At 71.3% G+C, this 18,920-nt stretch carries 16 protein-coding genes; 11 read left to right on the top strand and 5 right to left on the bottom strand.

All coding sequences use genetic code 11. From position 1 onward, the window contains the following. Window positions 1–315 precede the first annotated feature (315 nt). Window positions 316–936, bottom strand: coding sequence for an NADH-quinone oxidoreductase subunit B (locus tag AOM46_RS08920; protein WP_062207765.1), 621 nt, complete (start codon window positions 934–936; stop codon window positions 316–318). After that, on the bottom strand, window positions 927–1,298 hold the full coding sequence (locus AOM46_RS08925; protein WP_062207768.1) for an NADH-quinone oxidoreductase subunit A: 372 nt from the start codon (window positions 1,296–1,298) through the stop codon (window positions 927–929). Before AOM46_RS08925 ends, AOM46_RS08920 begins: the two co-directional genes overlap by 10 nt. Before the next feature lie 156 nt (window positions 1,299–1,454). Between AOM46_RS08925 and AOM46_RS08930 the strand changes: the two genes are divergently transcribed. From AOM46_RS08930 to AOM46_RS08960, 7 genes are all read left to right on the top strand, one after another. Continuing rightward, complete coding sequence (locus AOM46_RS08930; protein WP_078856620.1) at window positions 1,455–2,678, top strand: sensor domain-containing protein; 1,224 nt, start codon at window positions 1,455–1,457, stop codon at window positions 2,676–2,678. Continuing rightward, window positions 2,678–3,976 (top strand): sensor histidine kinase, encoded by a 1,299-nt coding sequence (locus tag AOM46_RS08935; protein WP_062207771.1) that lies wholly within the window; start codon window positions 2,678–2,680, stop codon window positions 3,974–3,976. Before AOM46_RS08930 ends, AOM46_RS08935 begins: the two co-directional genes overlap by 1 nt. Window positions 3,977–4,026: 50 nt before the next feature. Beyond that, window positions 4,027–4,686, top strand: a complete 660-nt coding sequence (locus tag AOM46_RS08940; protein ID WP_062207775.1) for a response regulator transcription factor — start codon at window positions 4,027–4,029, stop codon at window positions 4,684–4,686. 218 nt (window positions 4,687–4,904) lie between these two features. Continuing rightward, window positions 4,905–6,800: a 2-oxoacid:acceptor oxidoreductase subunit alpha gene (locus AOM46_RS08945; protein ID WP_062207778.1), complete on the top strand. Its 1,896-nt coding sequence runs from the start codon at window positions 4,905–4,907 to the stop codon at window positions 6,798–6,800. Beyond that, entirely contained in the window at window positions 6,790–7,878 is a 1,089-nt protein-coding gene (locus tag AOM46_RS08950; protein WP_062207781.1) for a 2-oxoacid:ferredoxin oxidoreductase subunit beta, read from the top strand. Before AOM46_RS08945 ends, AOM46_RS08950 begins: the two co-directional genes overlap by 11 nt. 176 nt (window positions 7,879–8,054) lie before the next feature. Continuing rightward, window positions 8,055–9,020: an EamA family transporter RarD gene (rarD, locus tag AOM46_RS08955; RefSeq protein WP_062207784.1), complete on the top strand. Its 966-nt coding sequence runs from the start codon at window positions 8,055–8,057 to the stop codon at window positions 9,018–9,020. 55 nt (window positions 9,021–9,075) lie between these two features. Then, on the top strand, window positions 9,076–9,945 hold the full coding sequence (locus AOM46_RS08960) for a phosphotransferase family protein (protein WP_234313685.1): 870 nt from the start codon (window positions 9,076–9,078) through the stop codon (window positions 9,943–9,945). A 34-nt stretch (window positions 9,946–9,979) separates the two neighbouring features. Here AOM46_RS08960 and AOM46_RS08965 read toward each other — a convergent pair whose 3' ends face one another. Next, window positions 9,980–10,588 (bottom strand): ABATE domain-containing protein, encoded by a 609-nt coding sequence (locus tag AOM46_RS08965; RefSeq protein ID WP_062207790.1) that lies wholly within the window; start codon window positions 10,586–10,588, stop codon window positions 9,980–9,982. Between the two features lie 21 nt (window positions 10,589–10,609). Here AOM46_RS08965 and AOM46_RS08970 point away from each other — a divergent pair, with 21 nt between their 5' ends. From AOM46_RS08970 to AOM46_RS08985, 4 genes are all read left to right on the top strand, one after another. Then, window positions 10,610–11,062, top strand: coding sequence for a VOC family protein (locus AOM46_RS08970; protein ID WP_062207793.1), 453 nt, complete (start codon window positions 10,610–10,612; stop codon window positions 11,060–11,062). A 147-nt stretch (window positions 11,063–11,209) separates the two neighbouring features. Next, window positions 11,210–12,115 carry a hypothetical protein gene (locus AOM46_RS08975; RefSeq protein ID WP_062207796.1) on the top strand — a complete coding sequence of 302 codons (906 nt, stop codon included), beginning with the start codon at window positions 11,210–11,212 and terminating at the stop codon, window positions 12,113–12,115. Between the two features lie 309 nt (window positions 12,116–12,424). Further along, window positions 12,425–14,512, top strand: coding sequence for a serine/threonine-protein kinase (locus AOM46_RS08980; RefSeq protein WP_062207799.1), 2,088 nt, complete (start codon window positions 12,425–12,427; stop codon window positions 14,510–14,512). A gap of 162 nt (window positions 14,513–14,674) precedes the next feature. Further along, entirely contained in the window at window positions 14,675–16,600 is a 1,926-nt protein-coding gene (locus AOM46_RS08985; RefSeq protein WP_062207803.1) for a DUF11 domain-containing protein, read from the top strand. Between the two features lie 72 nt (window positions 16,601–16,672). Here AOM46_RS08985 and AOM46_RS08990 read toward each other — a convergent pair whose 3' ends face one another. Together AOM46_RS08990 and AOM46_RS08995 are read right to left on the bottom strand one after the other, a co-directional pair. Continuing rightward, a complete protein-coding gene (locus tag AOM46_RS08990; protein ID WP_158920311.1) occupies window positions 16,673–17,671 on the bottom strand; it encodes a hypothetical protein in 999 nt (332 codons plus the stop codon). A 197-nt stretch (window positions 17,672–17,868) separates the two neighbouring features. Beyond that, a complete protein-coding gene (locus AOM46_RS08995) occupies window positions 17,869–18,879 on the bottom strand; it encodes a polyprenyl synthetase family protein (protein WP_062207809.1) in 1,011 nt (336 codons plus the stop codon). Window positions 18,880–18,920 lie beyond the last annotated feature (41 nt).

Consider the following 18,920-nt stretch of genomic DNA (forward strand, 5'->3'; position numbering starts at 1 on the left):
CCACCACGGTCCGGGCGCCGCCGGCCGGCCTATCGACCGCCGACACGTCACCCGCCGCCTCGGCGACCGCGTCAGGCCCGAAGGTCTCCGCCACCGCGGCCGACAACCAACCAACCGCCGCCGCCCCGCCGCCGAACGCCACCGAACACCCCGCCGCAGGCACAACCACCACCCACCGGCCCCCAGCCGCCGCCACACCAGAAGCAAGTTCCGCACTCGCCAGTTCCGCCCACCGGCCCCCAGCCGGCGCCGCGTCCTCGAACACCCCCTCAGGCACCGAACGCGCCGCAGGCACCGAACGCGCCACCGCCGCCGTCACCGCGCGTCCCGCCTGACCAGTCCGCTGCTGAGCGCCGCAGGCGAAGGCGAAGGCGAAGGCGAAGGCGAAGGCGAACGCGCACCCTCCACGGCTGGCGCCGCAGGCAAAGGCGTCGGCGAGGCGTACCGTTCTGCCGTCGACTCCTCCGCGATCTTCTCCTGGAGCTTGAGGATGCCCTGCAGCAGCGCCTCCGGGCGCGGTGGGCAGCCGGGCACATAGACGTCGACGGGGATGATCTGGTCGACGCCCTTGGTGACGGCGTAGGAGTCCCAGTACGGCCCGCCGCAGTTGGAGCAGGCGCCGAAGGAGATGACGTACTTCGGTTCCGGCATCTGCTCGTAGAGCCGTTTGATGGCCGGCGCCATCTTGTCGGTGACGGTGCCGGAGACGACCATCAGGTCGGCCTGGCGCGGGCCGGGCGCGAAAGGGATGACGCCGAGTCGGATGAAGTCGTGGCGGGACATCGACGCGGCGATGAACTCGATGGCGCAGCAGGCCAGGCCGAAGTTGAAGACCCAGAGGCTGTAGCGGCGGCCCCAGTTGAGGACGACCTTCATCGGTTCGGGCGCCAGCCGGGCCAGTGGCCCCAACGCGCTGCCCGCCGGTCTCAGGTCCATGTCAACACGTCCTTCTTCCAGGCGTAGAGGAGTCCGACGGTCAGGAAGCCGAGGAAGACGAACATCTCCACCAGGGTGGCCGCGCCGAAGCCGTCGGCGGCGAACACCGTGGCCCAGGGGAAGAGGAAGACGGAGTCGACGGCGAAGATCACATACAGGAACGCGTAGATGTAGTACCGCACCTGGGTGTGGGCCCAGCCCTCGCCGACGGGGTCGACGCCGCACTCGTAGACCAGCAGCTTCTCCGGCGTCGGCACGGTGGGTCTGAGCAGGTGGCCGGCGATGAAGGCCACGGCGACGAAGAGCACGCCGACCACCGCGACCAGACCGACGACGGTGTAGCCGTGGAAGTAGTCGGGCACGTTGTGGCCTCCGGCGGAGTCAGGGAGGGCTGACAGCACGGGAGTCTAGGGGGTCGGGACGCGGTTGTGACCAGGCCGGGGGGTGGGGATAGCCCTACCGTCGTTCACCGACCCACCCCATGGTGCCGGTGCGACGGACGCGGCAGTCTTGACCACATGATCAGTTCCGGCCATGGCCCCGGTTCCGCCGCAGGTGCGGACGAAGGTGCGGACGACGCGGCGCTGCCGCCACCTCGGCCGCCGCTCAGCGCGGCGACCTGGCGGGAGTGTGCCTATCTGCTGTCCAGCTGGCCGCTGGATCTGATCGCCTTCTGCTATGTCCTGATCTGGCTCTCTGTGGGTGTGCTGCTCTCCGTGACCGTGATCGGTCTGCCGGTGCTGGCGCTCGGCCTGGTGGGGAGCCGCTGGTTCGGCAGGTGGGAGCGGGTCAGGGCGCGGGCGCTGCTGCGGGTCGTGGTGGAGGAGCCGAGTCCGTTGCGGGCGCAGCGGGGCGCGGGGTTCTTCGCCTGGCTGTGGTCGGCGTTGAAGGATCCGGTGGGCTGGCGGTCGGCGCTCTTCGTGGTGGTGCGGCTGCCGTGGGCGTTGCTGACGTTCGCGCTGACGCTGGCCGCGTTCTTCGTCGCGTGGCCGGCGCTGCCGTGGCTGGCGCGCGGTTTCAGCCAGGTGGACCGGGGGCTGGTGCGCACGCTGCTGTCGCCTTCGGACGGCCTGGAGCGGCGGATCGCCGAGTTGGAGGTGGACCGTTCGGTGGTGGTGGACACCTCGGCGGCGGATCTGCGGCGGATCGAACGGGACCTCCACGACGGGGCACAGGCCCGACTCGTCGCCCTCGCCATGGACCTCGGCCTGGCCAAGGAGAAACTCACCGAAGACCCCGAAACCGCCGCCCGCATGGTCGACGAAGCCCACGGCGAGGTCAAACTCGCCCTCCAGGAACTCCGCGACCTCGCCCGAGGCATCCACCCCGCCGTCCTCACCGACCGAGGACTCGGCCCCGCCCTCTCCTCCGTCGCCGCCCGCTGCACCGTCCCCGTCACCGTCGACGTCGACCTCGACCAACGCCCCGCACCCGCCATCGAAGGCATCGCCTACTTCACCACCAGCGAACTCCTCCAGAACATCAGCAAACACAGCCACGCCGACCACGCCACCATCGAAATCTGGCGCACCACCGACCGCCTCATGATCCAGATCACCGACAACGGCCGAGGCGGCGCCACCACCACCCACGGCACAGGCCTCGCCGGACTCACCGAACGACTCACCGCCGTCGACGGCCTCCTCGCCATCCACTCCCCCACCGGCGGACCCACCACCATCACCGCCGAACTCCCCTGGCGGGAACGACACCAGCACAAGCACGAAGGGAGGGCGGTGTGATGACCGTCCTACGGCTGCCGTTTACGGCAAGGACCTGGCGAGAGGGGCTGCACGCCCTGTTGAACCTCCCCATGGCGATCATCGGTTTTGTCACCGCCGTGACCGGACTCGCGGTCAGCGGTGGGTTGTTGATCACCTTTGTCGGGCTGCCGCTGCTGGCGTTGGTGCTGATGCTGTTGCGCACCCTCGGCTGGGTGGAGCGGTACCGGGCCAGGCTGCTGCTGGATCTCGAGGTGGCCGATCCGGAGCCGGTGCGGCTGCGGAACGGGAAGACCGGGCTGCTGGCCTGGATCGGCGCGGTGCTGCGCAGCGATGTGTCCTGGCGGTCGACGGCGTACGCGCTGCTGCATCTGCCGTGGGCGATCGCGACCTTCACGGCGGCGGTGATCACCTGGGCCGGCGGCTACGCCGCGCTGACGTTCCCGATCTGGCACTGGGCGCTGCCCGACGAGGAGGTCGGCATCAACACCGACGGGGAGGGCAACGGCTGGATCTGGGACAACCCGTTCGAGCTGGCGATGGTCTCGGTCGTCGGGCTGCTGCTGCTGATCACCGGTTCGCTGCTGATCCGGGGCATGGCCGTGGTGGACCGCGCGGCGGTCCGGACGCTGCTGGGGCCCTCGGCGGCGGCGACCAGGGTGACGCAGCTGGAGGTGGACCGTTCGGTGGTGGTGGACACCTCGGCGGCGGATCTGCGGCGGATCGAACGGGACCTCCACGACGGGGCACAGGCCCGACTCGTCGCCCTCGCCATGGACCTCGGCCTGGCCAAGGAGAAACTCACCGAAGACCCCGAAACCGCCGCCCGCATGGTCGACGAAGCCCACGGCGAGGTCAAACTCGCCCTCCAGGAACTCCGCGACCTCGCCCGAGGCATCCACCCCGCCGTCCTCACCGACCGAGGACTCGGCCCCGCCCTCTCCTCCGTCGCCGCCCGCTGCACCGTCCCCGTCACCGTCGACGTCGACCTCGACCAACGCCCCGCACCCGCCATCGAAGGCATCGCCTACTTCACCACCAGCGAACTCCTCCAGAACATCAGCAAACACAGCCACGCCGACCACGCCACCATCGAAATCTGGCGCACCACCGACCGCCTCATGATCCAGATCACCGACAACGGCCGAGGCGGCGCCACCACCACCCACGGCACAGGCCTCGCCGGACTCACCGAACGACTCACCGCCGTCGACGGCCTCCTCGCCATCCACTCCCCCACCGGCGGACCCACCACCATCACCGCCGAACTCCCCTGGCGGGAACCGGACGGCTCCCAGAGCGGCCGTCGGCCGAGGTGAGACGAGGTGAGATGCTGGGGGACGGTTCATGAGAAGCGGGGAGTGGACGGGTGCGGGTAGTCATCGCCGAGGACTCGGTGCTGTTGCGGGACGGGTTGACCCGGCTGCTCAACGACCGGGGCCACGAGGTGGTGGCCGGGGTCGGCGACGCGGAGGCGTTGATCGCCGCGATCGACGAGCTGGCCGAGGCCGGGCAGGTGCCGGATGTGGTGGTGGCGGACGTGCGGATGCCGCCGACGCACACCGACGAGGGGGTGCGGGCGGCGGTGCGGCTGCGGCAGCGCTTCCCCGATCTCGGGGTGCTGGTGCTCTCGCAGTATGTGGAGGAGCAGTACGCCACGGAGCTGATCGCCGGATCGAGCCGGGGCGTGGGCTATCTGTTGAAGGACCGGGTGGCGGACGTCAGCGAGTTTGTCGCCGCGGTGGCCAGGGTCGCCGAGGGCGGCACGGCGCTGGATCCCGAGGTGGTCGCCCAGCTGCTGGGCCGCAGCCGCAAACAGGATGTGCTGGGCGGGCTGACGCCGCGCGAACGCGAGGTGCTGGGGCTGATGGCGGAGGGCCGGACGAACTCCGCGGTGGCGCAGCAGCTGGTGGTGAGCCATGGCGCGGTGGAGAAGCATGTGAGCAACATCTTCATGAAGCTCGGTTTGGCGCAGAGTGACACAGATCACCGGCGGGTTCTGGCGGTTCTCACGTATCTCAATTCCTAGCCCTCTGACAGGCTGGTGGGAGAGGTGAACGACCGGCACTCGGCCGGGAGTTGCGGCGTTCCGCGGCATGGCGGGGGGTTTGCGGGGTGGTGGGGGTCACCGCTCGTCCGTTCACACGGGGTGAGAGTACGTCCGCGCTGTGAGACGCCCTCGGGAAGGCAACCCTTACCCGCCGTACCATGGCCGACAAGAGCCGCCTCGTAAGGAGGGCTACAGCAGTGACCATCGAGGCCAACCAGGCGAGCCGGGACGACAAGGACGTGCGGCGTCTGGATCGGGTCATCATCCGGTTCGCGGGGGATTCCGGCGACGGTATGCAGTTGACGGGGGACCGTTTCACGTCGGAGACGGCCTCGCTGGGGAACGATCTCTCCACGCTGCCCAACTTCCCGGCGGAGATCCGCGCCCCGGCCGGCACCCTGCCGGGTGTCTCCTCGTTCCAGGTGCACTTCGCCGACCATGACATCCTCACGCCGGGTGACGCGCCCGATGTGCTGGTGGCGATGAACCCGGCGGCGCTCAAGGCGAACCTGTCGGATCTGCCGCGCGGCGCCGAGATCATCGTCAACACCGACGAGTTCACCTCGCGGGCGCTGACCAAGGTCGGCTACGCGGGCAACCCGCTGGAGGACGACTCGCTGGACGCGTACAGCGTGCACCGGGTGCCGCTGACCACGCTCACGGTGGAGGCGCTCAAGGCGTACGAGCTGACCCGCAAGGAGGCCGGGCGCTCCAAGAACATGTTCGCGCTGGGGCTGCTGTCCTGGATGTACCACCGCCCCACGGAGAACACCGAGGCGTTTCTGCGGGCGAAGTTCGCCAGGCGTCCCGATATCGCCGAGGCCAACATCACGGCGTTCCGCGCCGGTTGGAACTTCGGCGAGACCACCGAGGACTTCGCGGTCTCCTACGAGGTCGCGCCGGCCGTCTCGGCGTTCCCCGCCGGGACGTACCGCAACATCTCGGGCAATCTGGCGCTCGCCTACGGTCTGGTCGCCGCCGGCCAGCAGGCCGATCTGCCGCTCTTCCTCGGCTCCTACCCGATCACCCCGGCCTCCGATGTGCTGCACGAGCTGTCGAAGCACAAGAACTTCGGGGTGCGCAGCTTCCAGGCGGAGGACGAGATCGCGGCGATCGGCGCCGCGCTGGGCGCCTCGTTCGGCGGCTCGCTCGGCGTGACCACCACCTCCGGGCCCGGCGTCGCGCTGAAGTCCGAGACGATCGGTCTGGCCGTCTCGCTGGAGCTGCCGCTGCTGATCGTCGCCATCCAGCGCGGTGGCCCGTCCACCGGGCTGCCCACCAAGACCGAGCAGGCCGATCTGCTGCAGGCGATGTACGGGCGCAACGGCGAGGCCCCGGTGCCGATCGTGGCGCCGGCGACGCCGGGCGAGTGCTTCGGCGCGGCGATCGAGGCGGCCCGGATCGCGCTCGCCTACCGCACGCCGGTCTTCCTGCTGTCGGACGGCTACCTGGCCAACGGTTCGGAGCCCTGGCGGGTCCCCGAGCCGGCCGAACTCCCGGATCTGCGCGTCCAGTTCGCCACCGGGCCGAACCACACCCTGCCGGACGGCAGCGAGACGTTCTGGCCCTACAAGCGGGACGAGACCACGCTGGCCCGCCCGTGGGCGGTGCCCGGCACGCCCGGTCTCGAACACCGCATCGGCGGCATCGAGAAGCAGGACGGCACGGGCAACATCTCCTACGATCCGGCCAACCACGAGCACATGGTGCGCACCCGGCAGGCGAAGGTGGACGGCGTCGAGGTGCCGGATGTCGTGGTGGACGATCCGAGCGGCGAGGCCAGGGTGCTGGTCCTCGGCTGGGGCTCCACCTATGGTCCGATCACGGCCGGCGTGCGGCGGGTCCGCAAGGCCGGCGGAAAGATCGCCCAGACCCATGTGCGCAATCTCAACCCGCTGCCGTCGAACCTCGGCGAGGTGCTGCGCTCCTATGACCGGGTGGTGCTGCCGGAGATGAACCTCGGCCAGCTGTCCGCCCTGCTGCGCGCCCGGTATCTGGTTGATATCCAGTCGTTGACGCAGGTCACCGGGCTGCCGTTCAAGGCCGAGCAGCTCGCGACCGCTTTCAAGGAGGCTCTGGACGATGTCCACTGAGGCACCTATCCAGCACCGCACCTCGCTGTCGCTCATCCCCACGGCCGACAAGCCGCAGAGCGCCAAGGACTTCAAGTCGGACCAGGAGGTCCGCTGGTGTCCCGGCTGCGGCGACTACGCCGTGCTCGCCGCGGTCCAGGGCTTCCTGCCGGAGCTGGGCCTCGCCAAGGAGAACATCGTCTTTGTCTCCGGCATCGGCTGCTCATCCCGGTTCCCGTACTACATGAACACCTACGGGATGCACTCGATCCACGGGCGCGCCCCGGCGATCGCGACGGGTCTCTCGGCGTCCCGGCGGGATCTGTCGGTCTGGGTGGTCACGGGTGACGGCGACGCGCTCTCCATCGGCGGCAACCATCTGATCCACGCGCTGCGGCGCAATGTGAACCTCAAGATCCTGCTCTTCAACAACCGGATCTACGGGCTCACCAAGGGGCAGTACTCGCCGACCTCGGAGGCCGGCAAGATCACCAAGTCGACGCCGATGGGCTCGCTGGAGACCCCGTTCAACCCGCTCTCGCTGGCGCTGGGCGCGGAGGCGTCCTTTGTGGCCCGCACGGTCGACTCGGACCGCAAGCACCTCACCGGGGTGCTGCGCGCGGCGGCCGAGCACCATGGTTCGGCGCTGGTGGAGATCTACCAGAACTGCAATATCTTCAACGACGGCGCCTTCGAGGTGCTGAAGGACAAGAAGCAGGCCCAGGAGGCGGTCATCCGTCTCGAACACGGCGAGCCGATCCGGTTCGGCCTGCCGGCCGAGGACGGTCTCGGCGAGAAGGGCGTGGTCCGCGATCCGGAGAGCGGCGATCTGCGGGTGATCGACGTGGCGACGGAGGGCACCGACGGCATCCTCGTCCACAACGCGCATGCCGCGTCGCCCACCACGGCGTTCGCGCTCAGCCGCCTCGCCGACCCGCAGACGCTGCACCGCACCCCGATCGGGGTGTTCCGCAGCGTGCCGCGGCCGGCGTACGAGGACCAGATGGCCGAGCAGCTCGACCTCGCCGTCGAGCGGCAGGGCAAGGGCGACCTCGGCGCGCTGCTCGCCGGCAACGACACCTGGACGGTCGCCGGCTGACGTCGCGTCGCCGTTGAGAGCGCGTCGATCCCCCGTCCGGCTTCCGGGCGGGGGATCGGCACTGCCCGGCGCGCCGTTCGCCTCGCCTTATCCGGAATGACAGGCACGACCGGCGGCGTTACCTTCGGGGGGCGCTGTTCGAGTGCGACAACTGTTCGGAGTTCGGGAGGTGGGCGGTGGCGGGAACGGGCGCGGCGAGCCGGTCGGGATTGGCGCTGGGATTCGCGGCCTTCGGTCTGTGGGGGCTACTCCCCCTGTACTGGCATCTGTTGGCGGACACCGGTGCCTTCCAGGTGCTCGCGCACCGCATCGTGTGGTCGATGCCCACGGCGCTGCTGCTGTTGCTGCTGGTCCGCAACTGGTCCTGGATAGGTCCGCTGCTGCGCGATCCCAGAAGGCTGGGGCTGGTGCTGCTCTCCGCCCTGTTGATCACCTGCAACTGGGCCGTCTTCATCTGGTGCGTCGCCGAGGACCGGGTGCTGGAGGCGTCCCTCGGCTACTTCATCAACCCGCTCCTCACCATCGCCACGGGCGTTCTGCTGCTCAAGGAGCGGCTGCGGAGGGCGCAGTGGGTGGCGGTGGGCATCGGCGGGCTCGCGGTGGTGGTGATGAGCGTGGCCTACGGCCAGGTGCCCTGGCTGTCGCTGACGCTGTCGGTGACCTTCGCCGGCTATGGCCTGGTGAAGAAGCGGACCGGTCTGGACGGCCTTGAGGGGTTCAGCGCGGACACCGCGTTCCAGTTCCTGCCGGCGCTCGGCTTTCTGCTGGTGCTGGCCGGGCGGGGCGAGGGCTCGTTCACGGTCCAGGGCCCCGGCTACGCCCTGCTGCTGGTGGCCAGCGGCCTGGTCACCGCCCTCCCGTTGATCTTCTTCGGCGCGGCGGCGGTGCGGCTGCCGCTGTCCACCATCGGCCTGATGCAGTACATCGCGCCCATCGCCATGTTCCTGCTGGGGCTGCTGGCCTTCGGCGAGGAGATGCCGCCCGAGCGGTGGATCGGCTTCGGCCTGGTGTGGATCGCGTTGACGGTGCTCACCTGGGACGCGGTCCGCCGGGCCGGCACCCGCCGCCGCACGGTGGTCACCAACGCCGTGACCGGCACCTCTTCGAAGGATTCGAAGGAGGCGACCAGCCCTGCTGGCTGAGACGACCAGGGAGTGGGTCGAGGCGCGGCTGGCGCCGGGCGAACGGGTCACCGAGGTGACGGCGCTGCGCGGCGGTTGGACGTCCGAGATGCGCCGGCTGACGGTGACCGGGCCCGGGGGCGCCGTCCGGGAGGTGGTGCTGCGCTCCTTTGTCACCCCGTTCTTCCGCCGGCACGCGCCGGGGCTGCTGGGGCGCGAACACCGGGTGCTGGGGCAGCTCGCCGGCACCTCGGTCCCGGCGCCGAGGCCGCTCGGCGTCGACCCGGACGGCGCGCACTGCGCGGCGCCGTCGCTGCTGATGACGCTGCTCCCCGGCGGCATCCGGCTGGCCGACGACGACGGCCTCCCCGGGCGGGTGAAGGCGCTCGCCGAACTGCTGGTCACCGTGCACCAGTTGCCCGCCGAAGGCCCCGAACGTCCGCGCCCCTACCAGGCGTGGGCCGGCCCCGAACGGGTGCGGGTGCCGGAGGACACCGCGCGGCCGGCGCTGTGGCGGGCGGCGATCGCGGGCATCGACCGACCGCCGCCACCGTTCGAAGGCCGCTTCCTGCACCGGGACTTCCACCCGGGCAATGTCCTCTTCGACGACGCGGGCCGGATCACCGGCCTGGTGGACTGGGTGGAGACGTCCCTGGGCCCGGCGGACCTCGATGTGGCGCACTGCGCGACGGCGCTGGCACTGCTGCACGGCCCCGAGGTCGGCCTCGGCCTCGCCGACCACTACCGCGCGGCGGGCGGCCGCCTGGCTCCGACCCCCGAGGCACGGCGCTACTGGCGCCTGTTGGACGCGCTGGGCTTCGCCCCCGACGCCGAAAAGGTAGCCACCCCCTGGCGCACATCGGGCCGCCCCGACCTCACCCCCACCCTCCTCACCACCCGCCTGGAGACCTACCTCACCGCCATCCTGGACAACGCCACCCCCTGACCCGTTCACGCCCGGCCGGGGCCGAGGCCGGGCGTCATGGTGGGGTGGCGCGGCGGGTGCGGAGGGCTCGGGTTTTGTGGAGATTGCCGCAGTGCTCCATGGCGCACCAGCGGCGGCGGCCGGGGCGTGAGGTGTCGGCATAGACCAGCTGGCAGTTGTCCGCCGCACACATCCGTATCCGCTCGGCGAACGGGCCGGTGAACAGTTCGACGGCGTCCCTGGCCACGGTGGACAGCAGCTGTTCGACCGTGCCGCCGGCGGCCCACGCGCGGGTGCCGTCCGGGGCGAGGGCCGGGCTCAGCGGGGGGTGGGCGGCCGCCGCGTTCAGCGTGGTCAGCTCGGCCTCGGGCAGCGGCCGGGACGCCACCCGGGCCAGCACCAGGCCCCAGAGTGCGTCGCGCAGCCGGCGGACCGCCGCCATCTCCGGCGCGCGCGCCGTCAGTTCGGGCGTGGGGCGCAGACGGCAGGCGCCCAGCCAGTCGTCGAACGCCTGCGGCGTGTGCAGCGTCTCCCAGCGGGCGAACTCGCCCGGGCCGCCGGTGGGCAACAGCTCCAGGCAGAGCGCGCCGGGATCGAAGCGGTACCACGCCCCGGAGTGGGAACGCAGGCGCAGTCCGGTCACGTTGCTTGGCGAAGGCTCCATGTAACCACTATAACTAGTGACATGACACTTGGCTGGAAACTTGTGATCGACAGTGAGAACGCCCATCGGCAGGCCGACTTCTGGGCCGCCGCCCTGGAGTACCGCCGGGAGGACAACAGCCGCCTGGTGGAACGGCTGCGCGCGGCCGGCCAGTTGCCGCCGGAGGCCGTCGTCGAGCACCAGGGACGGCTCGGCTTCCGGGGCTTCGCCGCCGTGCGGCACCCGGACGACCCCTTTGACGAGGCAAGCGATATCGGCCTGGGCCGACGGCTGCTCTTCCAGGAGGTGCCGGAGCCCAAGACGGTCAAGAACCGGCTGCACATCGACATCCACGGCGAACGCGGCCAACTGGAGGCGCTGGTCACACGGTTGGAGGGCCTGGGCGCCAGCCGGGTACGCGAGGAGAACCAGGGCCCGGCCGGCCACTGGTGGATCATGCTCGACCCGGAGGGCAACGAGTTCTGCGCCTCCTGACCCCGTGGGCCTCGGCCCGGAGGGATGGTTTCCGGCCATCTGAGATGCTGGGCGGGCGGCCCGCCGTTCGGGGGCTCGCGGGTGTGATCGCCTGGGGAGGCCATGGTGGGAGGTCGCGGTGGGGCGCGTTATCCCGTAGCGCGGTTCATGATCTCGTTCAGCACCGGATTCCTCTGGGGTCTGGTCCCGTTCGCGATCGCACTGAACATGCTGGAGGAATCGCTGCACGAGACCCAGCCCGACAACTGGACCGACTGGGGCGCCGGCGCGCTGTTGGTGCTGATCATCTCCCTGATCGCCTACACCCTGGCCGAACACGGCATCGGCCTGCCGCGCCGGGGCGCCCGCGCGCCCGTCTACCACGGCTGGCTCACCGGGGCCTCGGCGGGCGTACTGGGCGCCGGCGCCCTGCAGTTGGCCAACGACCGGCTGCACCCGCGGATGATGGAGATCGGCGATGTGACGCCGGCCGTGGTCGCCCTGGTGCTGGTCTCCGGCTGGGGCCTGCTGCTGACCTTTCTGCATCTGACGGGCGCGCCCGTCCCGTCCGGCCGAGCGCCGGCGACCAGGCAGGCACCGACCACAGGACCGCAACCGGAGCCGGAACCAGAACCGGAGCCGGAGCCGGAGCCAGGGCCCGAGGAAGAGCCGGAGCCCGCACCCCGGTTGGGGACGGTGAGCCGGTCCTGGCCGGCCGCGCCGCCCGAGGTGCCGCCGGCCGGGCCCGTCTCCCGACCCTGGGGCGACGCCCCGCCCGCCGTCCGACGGCCGGACAGCACGCCGAGCGACGGCCGCGACGGCTGGCCCGTCCTCGCGCTGATGATCGGCGCGGCGCTGCTGCTCCCCGCGTTGACCCGTCATGTCCTGGACTCCGACGCCCTGCCGGGCTGGCTGGTCCTGCTCGCGCTGGCGGCGTCCGCCCTCTGCGCGCTGCTCGTCCTCGCCCTGCTGTTCGTGCGGAACGCGGTGGTCGACGGGCGCCGGCGGTGGGTCCTGGTGGCCTGTTGGGCGGTGTTGGCACCGCTGTCCTGGCTGGCCGCCGGGCTGCTGTGACCGACCGACCGCCACGCCGTTCCGTCCGCCCCTGGCAGCCGTCGTCCTGGAGGTTGCAACCGCGCGTGGCCCGGTAGTGTCCTAGCCGAGGGGGGACACCTTCCCGTGGCCGTGGACATGGCCGTGGCCGTGGACATAGACGTGGACGACGTCGGTCCGGGGGGTGCGGGGCTCGCGTCGGCGGTCCCGGTTGCGCGGACGCCGCCCGCCGGGGGCGGGGGCCCGGTGCGCGCCATGGCAGGATGCCTCCCCAACTCTGCCCGTTGCCACGGGAGATGGTTCACGCGAACAGACAAGGGAGGCCGTGACGTGCAGCCCCTCAGCCCGGGTCAGCCCACGAGCGTCGGCCCCTACCGGCTGCTGGGTCGGCTGGGAGCCGGCGGCATGGGAGAGGTCTATCTCGGCCGCTCGCCCGGGGGCCGGACGGCGGCGATCAAGCTGGTCCACGCGGAGCTGGCCTCCGACCCCGAGTTCCGCCGCCGGTTCCGGAGCGAGGTGGCCGCCGCGCAGCGGGTCAGCGGCGAGTGGACCGCTCCGGTGCTGGACAGCGACACCGAGTCGACCGTTCCCTGGGTGGCCACCGGCTACGTTCCCGGGCCCTCGCTCACCCAGGTGGTGGGGAAGTACGGCCCGCTGCCCGAGGAGTCGGTGTGGGCGTTGACGCACGGTCTCACCCAGGCGCTCACCGATATCCATGGCAACGGTCTGGTGCACCGCGACCTCAAACCGTCCAATGTGCTGATCACGCTGGACGGGCCCAAGGTGATCGACTTCGGGATCGCCCGTGCGGTGGACGCCAGCCAGGCGACGCGCACCGGTTCCATGGTCGGCTCGCCCGGCTATATGGCGCCCGAGCAGATCAGGGGCGAGCACATCACCTCGGCGGCCGACATCTTCGCGCTGGGCGCCGTGGTGGCGTACGCGGTCAGCGGGGTGTCGCCGTTCGCGCCCGACCAGCCGTCGCTGCACACCGTGCTCTACCGCGTGCTCCACGAGGAGCCCGAACTGGGCGCGCCCGAGGGCCCGTTGACCGGCTATCTGCGCCAGGTCGCCGAGCGCTGTCTGCTCAAGGACCCGGGCGAGCGGCCGACGCTGCCGCAGATCCTCCAGCTGGCCGCCCACCACACCGACAACAGCGGCGTCTGGCTGCCGCCCCGGCTCACCGCGCAGCTCGGCCGTGACGCGGCCAGCCTGCTCGCCCTCGACGGGCCGAGGGACGCCCCCGACACCCCGCCGCCGTCGCCGGCCCCCGGCCGGGGCCAGGGCACCCCGCCGCCGTACCCGGCGTCGGCGGCGCCCGTCACCGGCCCGCTGACCGGCTCCGCGACACACGGCCCCAACGGACCGAACGGGACGCACGCGCCGACCGTGCCGCCCCCGCCGCCCCCGCCGAGCCGCCGCTGGCGCACCCCGCTGCTGGCCGGCGCCGTGGTGCTGACGCTGGTCGGTGGCGCGTTTCTGGTCGCCAACCAGTTCGGGGGCGGGGACGACGGCCCGCCGACCGCCGGCGGGGACCCCACCGGCTCCGAGACCGGACCGGCCGAGGAGCCGGACGACGGAACGGACGGCGAGCCGGGTGAGGATCCGACCGACGACACCGGCTACCCGGGCGACCCGGACGCGCCGTTCTTCGACCGCCTGCCCGAGGAGCTGCGGCAGGAGGGGAAGATCACCGTCCGCGCCGGCACCTACGCGGGGGCGCTGATGTATGTCGACCCCGACACCGATATCGCCGGTGTGGAGCACGATCTGGCGCTGGAGATCGGTGAACGGCTGGGCCTGCGGATCGACTTCGCCCCCTCGTCGGACAGCCGCAACCTGATGACGGCCATGCGGACCGCCGCGATGGCCGGGATCACCTCGCAGTTCGCCATGGGCGGCCTTGAGGATGTGCCGAGCTTCCGGCAGGAGGAGAACGTGAACTTCGTCAACCACATCCAGGAGGGGATGACGCTGCTGGTCCCCGTGCAGTCCGGCATCCGTTCGCTGGACGACATGTGCGGCGGGTCCGTCGTCACCTGGCAGTCCGACCGGCTGCGCAGCATCGTCGAGCACGCGACGGTGGGCTGCCGGGAGCCGGTGGAGTTGCGGACCGCCAACACCACCCAGGAGATGGAGTCCCTGGTCCAGGCGGGCCAGGTCGACGGCATGCTGGTCTCCTACTCGGGGGCCAGGAGCTTTGTCAACGAGAACCCGGACAGCGGGCTGTGGGCCACCTCGGACCATGTCGGCATCACCGTCCGGGGCATCGCGGTGCCCGAGGGCGCCTCCGAGCTGCGCGATCTGATCCAGGCCGCCGTGCAGGCGATGATGGACGACGGCACCTATGCGGAGATCCTGGAGGAATGGGACATGCCCGATCTGGCCATCGACGGGGCGACCGTCAACAGGGGCTGACGGTCCGCGCGCTCCTCCCCCGGGCCGGCGGGGACTCCGCCGAACGACTCCTCTCGGCGCGTGTCACCCCTCGATGGGCCGCGACCACCGGTGGGCCTTTCTAACTTGACGTCATGAGATCCCCCCCACCGTACGGCCCGGCCGCGATCGTCCCTGGCGACCGTGGCCGGCGCCACTCTCACCGTGCTGCTCGGCGCGAGCCAGGGGCTCGCGCTCGCCGCGACCCCGGCGGCCGTGCCCATGGCGCCGCCCAGCAACGGGTCGGTACTGCTGAACGAGACCTTCGAGGGCTCCCAGGTCGACGACCCCGGGTTCATCCCGCTGGACACGGCCTGTCTGACCGGCGCCGGCGCCGAACCCCCACCGGACGCCTCGGCCCTGGGCCCCTGCGACGGCGCCGACCAGACCACGGCCCCGGTGCCGCCTCCCGGCGTGACGCCCGGCTATCTGCAGCTCACCGACAGCGGCACGTACCGTACCGGCGGCGTGGTCTACAACCGCCCGCTGCCCGGCAACGGGGGGCTCCAGGTCACCTTCGACCAGTACCAGTACGGCACCAACCCCGACGGCGCCGGCGCCGACGGCATCGGGTTCTTCCTGGTCGACGGCTCGACCAACCTGACCAGCACGGGCGCCACCGGCGGCTCGCTCGGCTACGCGCAGCGCAACCTCGAACCGGGCGTCGACGGCGGCTATGTGGGCGTGGGGCTCGACGCCTACGGGAACTTCGTCAACGACTTCGAGAACCGGGGCAACGGCTGCCCCGACGACCAGCGCTCCCCGGTGACCGTCGACGCGCAGGTGCCCAACACGGTGACGCTGCGCGGGCCCGGCCAGGGCATCGAGGGGTACTGCTATCTCACGTCCACCATCACGCCGGACGCCACGGCGCCCGCCGGTTACGTCTCCACCCTGCCGGGCAGCCTCCGCGAGCAGGGCACCGACCCCGAGCCGGCACTGCGCACCGTGCAGATCACGGTCAGCCCCGACGAGTTGCCCACCGTCGAGGTCGACATCGACTTCCACGACGGGAACGGTCTGCAGACGGTGCTGACCACCCAGCTGACGGAGGAGGCACCGGAGACCTACAAGTTCGGCTTCTCGGCCTCCACCGGCGGCTTCTTCGACACCCACCTCATCCGCGATGTCAGCGCGATGTCCGTCGAGGAGCTGGACAATCTCAACCTGGTGAAGACAGTCACCAGCGGGACCACCGAACCGTACGCGATCGGCGACACCGTCACCTACGAGTTCCTGGTGACCAACACGGGCACCACCCCGCTCACGGATGTGACGGTCACCGACCCGGACGTGACCGACGTGTCCTGTCCGCGCACCACGTTGGGCCCGGCGGGCAGCGCGACCTCGTCCATGGTGTGCACCGGCAGCCATGTGATCGAGGAGGGCGACACCCTCACCGACGTCTTCACCAACACCGCGACCGCCCAGGGCGACAACCCGGCCGGGGAGCAGGTCCTCTCCAACGAGTACTCGGCGTCGGTGCCGGTGGTCCGGAGCGTGCAGGACCTGACCATCGACAAGCAGGCCAGCGTGACGGAGGCCGAGCCGGGTGACGAGGTCACCTACACCGTGACCGTCACCAACACCGGCGAAACCACCGTCGACCCCGCCGAGTTCACCGACGACCTCTCCGACGTACTCGACGACGCCGGCATCGTCGGCACCCCCACCGCCGACACCGGCACCGCCACCCTCACCAACGGCACCCTCAACTGGACCGGCACCCTCACCCCAGGACAAACCGCCACCATCACCTACACCGTCCGCATCGACAACCCCGACACCGGCGACCAGACCCTCCGCAACAGCGTCACCTCCCCCACCCCAGGCGCCCACTGCACCGGCGACACCCAACTCCCCTGCACCACCGAGGTGACGGTGACGACTCCGGAGCCGCCGCCCTGCTGCGAATGTCACTGCAAGTGCTGCCACAAGCCCCCGCACCACGGTGACAAGCCGCCCCACCACGGCCACAAGCCACCGCACCACTGCGACAAGCCCCCGCACCACGGGGAGAAGCCGGGTCACCACCACGGCGACAAGCCGGGGCACCAGCACTGCGACTGAGGCACCGGACCGAGAACGGCTCGGGCCCCCGCGACCCCACCCCGGTCGCGGGGGCCCGAGCCGTCCGCCGGCTCAGCCGTGCCGGCCGGCCAGCTCCTCAAGCTCCGCCAGCAGCTCCGGCAGCCGCTCGGCCACCCCCTCCGGCAGCTCGGCGACAACCTCCTCCGGGAGATCGGCCGACGGGTCGAGCGTCAGCCCCTCGGGCAGGCCCTCAGGAAGCAGCTCGGGCAGCAGACCGCCGAACGGCTCGTTCGGGTCCAGCTCGACCACCTCGGCGTCCGCCGGCGGCGTGAACTGGAAGGCGCCGCCCGCCGGCGCCGTGAAGTCGACGTCGGTGAAGGCCACATCGAGCACCTGACCGCCCGGCGCCTCGCCGCGCACGGCCAGCGGCACCCCCGTCTCCGCGTCCACCGAGACCCGGGCCGAGGACATCGGGGCGTTCTCGTCCGAGGGACGGACCGTCAGCTGGTACACATCGCGGTCCGCGACCCTGGCCGTGCCGGAGACCGTGATGTCGGCCGTGCCCTCGGCGTCGGCGAGCAGCCGCTCGGCCGCCTCCTGCGGGGTCAGCTCCGCCCAGTCCTCCGGCACCGGCTCGCCCTGCTCCTCGGCCTGGGCGGCCGCCTCGGCGAGATCCGCCCGGTAGACCACGTTGCTCGCGCTGTCGTACGCCCACAGCTCGTCGCCGTTGCGGATCACCGCGAACTCGTCCGATCCCGCGACCAGCGCCAGCCGCTGCCGCTCGGGGCCGTCGAAGGCCACCCGCAGCGTGCTGTCCCCCGCGAGCAGACCGGCCAACGGGCCGTCCACGCCGGCGAACCGGGAGATCGCGCCGTCGGCCATGCCCCCCAGATCGGGTATGCCGAGATCCGTCTCCACCCGAACCGTCCCGGACAGCTGGGCCGTTTCCGACTCGGCGACCAGCACCACCAGCTCCTCGGCCGTCATCTCCGGCAGGTCCGGGCTGCCGTCGCTGGCCAGGGCCGGCCACACGCCCACCCCAATCGCCGCGACACCAGCTGTCACCGCGATGGGAAGTCCCGCGCGCCGGATGTTCCTGTGCAAAGCCATCAGATGCCCCTCCGCTCGCCTTGTGGCTGTATCCATTGCAACAGCACGACGGCCCGAAGGCATCCGCCCACGGACGGCTCTTCCGTACTACCCAAGGACGACGGTTGCGCACGCCGGTGGTGGGGAACCCGTAGGGGACGACCGCCCTCGGGCTCGGGGGCGGCCGGTGTTGAGCACGCGGAACTACGCTCCGCTCATCAGCTGGTACGGTCCGCCACCGCGTCGCACAGCTCGCCAAGCGCCTCCTTGGCGGCGCCGTCGGGCAGCGGCCCGAGGGTGTCCCTGGCCCGCTCGGCGAACGACAGCGCGTCCTGCCGGGCCAGCTCCAGCGCGCGGTGGGCGCGCAGCCCGGCCAGCGCGTCGGCCAGCCGTGCGTCATCGGTGAGATCGCCGGCCAACAGCTCCACCAGGCCGACGTCCTCCGGCGCCCCGGTGCGGGCGGCCAGCTCGCGCAGCCGCAGCACGGGCAGCGTGCTCACGCCCTCCCGCAGATCGGTGCCGGGCGTCTTGCCCGACTCCGCGCGGTCACTGGTGATGTCCAGCACATCGTCCGCCAACTGGAACGCGATGCCGATCAGCTCGCCGTAGCGGGCCAGCACCTCGACGGCCTCCGCCGGGGCGCCCGCCATCATCGCGCCCATCCGGCCGGCCACCGCGATCAGCGAGCCCGTCTTCCCGGCGACCACATCGAGATGGTGGACCACCGGGTCCTCGCCGGGGCGCGGGCCGGCGGTCTCCTGGATCTGCCCGGTGACCAGGCGTCCGAACGCCTCGGACTGGACGCGGACCGCCTCGGTGCCCAGCTCGGCCACTATCGTCGAGGCCCGCGCGAAGAGGAAGTCGCCGGTGAGCACGGCCACGGAGTTGTCCCACCGGGCGTTGGCGCTGGGCACCCCGCGCCTGACCTGCGCCTCGTCCATGATGTCGTCGTGGTAGAGCGTCGCCAGATGAGTCAACTCGACCACCACACCGGCCGGCACGACCCCGGGCGCGTGAGCGTCGCCGAACTGGGCGGCCAACAACAGCAGCAGCGGACGGAACCGTTTGCCGCCGGCTCGAACCAGGTGCTGCGCCGTCTCGGTTATAAAGTCGACATCACTCTTGGTCGCCTCGACCAGCCCCGCTTCGACGGCGGAAAGCCCCGCCTGGACCTCGGCGTCCAGGGCCGGGTCCCGCACGCTCACCCCGAAGGGCCCAACGACGGTCACGAGCGCTCTCCCCTGATCTCCGATGCGTTGTCCCTGGCAGC

It is taken from the genome of Streptomyces sp. NBRC 109706, from assembly GCF_000974485.1.
Lineage (GTDB): Bacteria > Actinomycetota > Actinomycetes > Streptomycetales > Streptomycetaceae > Streptomyces.